Raw genomic sequence first — 1,717 nt, 5'->3', positions numbered from 1 at the left:
GGAGTTCGAAAAAATTATTTGAAAATTAATTAAAGAATTAATTAAACGTTCATTCCGCTAACGAAGAACTTTAGCTCAACCAGCACGAGGCTGCCGGCATTGTTGGCAGCTTATCAAGCTAAAGGGCACTTAGCGTAATTTAATGTTTGATTGAACAGATGTAGCATAAAAGGTTACTTAATGGATAGGAGTAAATCGTATGCGAAGGGATTGCAAATTAATTTTGATTGAAGGGTTGTGTGGCACGGGCAAATCGACGCTAGCTGAACGATTGCACCGCTACCTCGTACAACAAGGTATTTCATCCAGATTTTATGATGAAGGTGCCGAGCGGCATCCGGCGAGTTTGAATTGGCATGCTTTTTTCCGAGAAGAGGAATATAAGGAGCTTCTGGAGCGCTATCCGAACATAGCTAACGAAATCCGTTCACGGGCATTAAAGGATGGTAGCAATTATTTGCTTCCTTATCGTGAGGTCCAGGAGTTCAGCGAGCCGAATGCGCTCTATTCCGAGCTGAAGTCTCGCGAGCTATGCTGGACGGATTCGCCCGTAGCCGCGCTGTCGGAGTTTACATATTCGATCCAGCGGCATTGGGCTCGTTTCGCTGAGCTTACTAGCACATCAGAGAAGGTATATGTGCTCGAAGCCGTGTTCTTACAGCACCAGATTCATGATTTGCTACGTCATTATCAAGCTGTTGATCGCCAAATTGAGCAACATATTCTTGGAATCGCCGATCAGATTGCTGCCATGAATCCAGTGTTGATTTATTTAACTCAGCCAAATGTGCGGGAGCAGCAGGTTTGGATTTCCTCCATCCGTTCAAAACCCCATTTTGCCACGGAACAAAATATCAGGTTTATGGAGAACCGCAAGCGGATCGAATTGAGGATGCTTGATACGCTTCCTTTCCCAATCCATATGGTAGAAAATATAAATCTAAACTGGGAGGATGTCTTTAGTAAAATGGTAGGGTCGATTGGTCAACATATCGGGTAAAGTGCGCAAATGAAAGGCCGTGTGAAACATTCATTACGCTAACGGGAAACGAGAGTAAAGAAGTTCTATCCGCGAGAGAGGGGAATGCTTATTGCTGCAGAGATACATTAGATCAGACCAGGATCAATTGGAAGAGTTTATGAAAACTATGTATGTTTCCAGAGGATATGTCTTTGATCCTGAAGAGTCGCATTCAGATATTAGAAGTATTGAACTACTATATTTTGAGACGGGAGGCGGATTCTGGTTATTGAAGGAAGAACAGAGCGTTATTGGGACTATTGGTTTAAAGGGTATTGATTCTGAAAACAGAATTGGTGAAATAAAGAGGTTCTTCGTCTTACCTGAATATCAAGATAAGGGTTACGGCAAAAGCATGATGAGCCAAATAATAGAATTTGCAAGACAAGCTGGATTAATAAAGCTGAGGTTGGACACAGAGAAACAATCTTATAAAGCGATGTCAGTGTTTCGAAGTTTTGGCTTTTATGAGATACCAAAATACAATGATAATGATATTGCTGAAATATTTATGGAATTATCCATTGTGTCATAACGAATTCAATCAATATACATTCAGCTAACGGGTACTATAGCTCAATAATCATCAGGACGAGGCTGCCGGCATGAATGGGCAGCTTTGTTGCGCTATTCCAGCTAATAGATTGTCAATATTTAATTATTAATGGCGGATTCATGAGGTGGTATACTTAAAAA

The 1,717-nt window shown here is 41.4% G+C and carries 2 protein-coding genes; both read left to right on the top strand.

The genetic code is table 11. From position 1 onward, the window contains the following. Window positions 1-199 precede the first annotated feature (199 nt). Window positions 200-1,000, top strand: a complete 801-nt coding sequence (locus OB236_RS34985) for an adenylyl-sulfate kinase (RefSeq protein ID WP_262688192.1) — start codon at window positions 200-202, stop codon at window positions 998-1,000. A 91-nt stretch (window positions 1,001-1,091) separates the two neighbouring features. Beyond that, window positions 1,092-1,556 carry a GNAT family N-acetyltransferase gene (locus OB236_RS34980; RefSeq protein ID WP_262688191.1) on the top strand — a complete coding sequence of 155 codons (465 nt, stop codon included), beginning with the start codon at window positions 1,092-1,094 and terminating at the stop codon, window positions 1,554-1,556. The last annotated feature ends 161 nt before the right edge of the window (window positions 1,557-1,717 follow it).

The organism is Paenibacillus baimaensis, assembly GCF_025567575.1.
This window is presented reverse-complemented; position numbering and strand designations above follow the sequence as displayed.